The organism is Facklamia sp. P12932, from assembly GCF_050409545.1.
Taxonomy (GTDB): domain Bacteria; phylum Bacillota; class Bacilli; order Lactobacillales; family Aerococcaceae; genus Facklamia.
This window is the reverse complement of the sequence record NZ_JBNUPG010000044.1, coordinates 1-1748: the sequence shown is the minus strand read 5'-3', so window position 1 is coordinate 1748 and position 1748 is coordinate 1. Positions and strand designations below refer to the sequence as shown.

Sequence of the window (1748 nt, the reverse complement as noted above, 5' to 3'; positions counted from 1 at the left end):
GTTAATTGCTTAATCTCCTTGGATAGCATCAACCCTATTGGACATAGAGCCAAAATATTATCACCTTGATTTTAAAATTTGAATAGTTTTATTACAAATCGTTCAAACATCTTAATTTTCTTCTTTTTTTCTGCCTCCTACTGCAATTAATCCTAATCCACTTAATATTGAAAGAGCAGCACCTGAAAACAGAACAAGTTGATCAGACTCTCCCGTATTCGGTAAAACTCCGGCTTTGGAAGGTGAATCATCAGATTTTTCAGGGATATTTGGATCACCATTATCTCCATCATTTTCTGAATCTGAGACAGAAACAATAACTGGAACTTCAAATATTTCAAACGAACCATCTGGATAAGTAACTTTAACTAAACCGATGTATTTACCTGGCTTAGTATAGTCTATTACTCCTTCTGGTGTCACATCTTCAAACGTGGGTTGTCCTGGATACTTAGGATCTTCTACGTACCCTGGAATCGTTACATTGTCAGTTAAGTCTACTGTTCCGCCTGATTGAATCACTTCAGGTGAAACAATAGGTTCATACTTATCAGCTTGAGTTTCATCTGAGGTTAGTGTCGTTACAGTAACTGTCACATCCACAATTTCTGTTGAACCGTCTGGATAAGTTACCTTCACCTGACCAATGTATGTTCCCGGCTTAGTATAGTCTATTACTCCTTCTGGTGTCACATCTTCAAACGTGGGTTGTCCTGGATACTTAGGATCTTCTACGTACCCTGGAATCGTTACATTGTCAGTTAAGTCTACTGTTCCGCCTGATTGAATCACTTCAGGTGAAACAATAGGTTCATACTTATCAGCTTGAGTTTCATCTGAGGTTGGTGTCGTTACAGTAACTGTCACATCCACAATTTCTGTTGATCCATCTGGATAAGTAACTTCCACTAGACCTGTATACTTACCTGGCTCATTTAGATCGATCGTACCCTCTGGTGTCACATCCTTAAAGCTTGGTACACCTGGATGGGCTGGGTCTACGACATAGTCTGGAACCGTGACATTATCGGTTAAGTCGATCGGATCGCCTGCTTCTACGATCTCTGGCGTTACCACTGGGGTATAATCATCCGCTTGTGGCGTTTCAGGTGTTGTGATTGTTACCGGTACCTGGATGATTTCCGTTGATCCATCTGGATAAGTAACTTCCACTAGACCTGTATACTTACCTGGCTCATTTAGATCGATCGTACCCTCTGGTGTCACATCCTTAAAGCTTGGTACACCTGGATGGGCTGGGTCTACGACATAGTCTGGAACCGTGACATTATCGGTTAAGTCGATCGGATCGCCTGCTTCTACGATCTCTGGCGTTACCACTGGGGTATAATCATCCGCTTGTGGCGTTTCAGGTGTTGTGATTGTTACCGGTACCTGGATGATTTCCGTTGATCCATCTGGATAAGTAACTTCCACTAGACCTGTATACTTACCTGGCTCATTTAGATCGATCGTACCCTCTGGTGTCACATCCTTAAAGCTTGGTACGCCTGGATGGGCTGGGTCTACGACATAGTCTGGAACCGTGACATTATCGGTTAAATCAATCGTGCCGCCTGCTTCTACGATTTCTGGTTTAACTGTTGGATCATAACTATCCTTATCGGGTACTTCTGGCGCAGTCACTGTAACCGGTACGGTAACTATTTCTTTAGAACCATCAGGATAAGTGACTTCCACTAGACCTGTATACTTACCTGGCTCATTTAGATCGATCGTACCCTCTG

Annotated in this window: 1 protein-coding gene; it reads right to left on the bottom strand. The window is 42.6% G+C overall.

Translation table 11 applies throughout. The features are described 5' to 3' along the window. Positions 1-111 precede the first annotated feature (111 nt). Positions 112-1748, bottom strand: a 1637-nt coding sequence (locus ACQV2P_RS08535) for a Rib/alpha-like domain-containing protein (RefSeq protein WP_428894894.1), incomplete at its 5' end; no start/stop codon positions are given.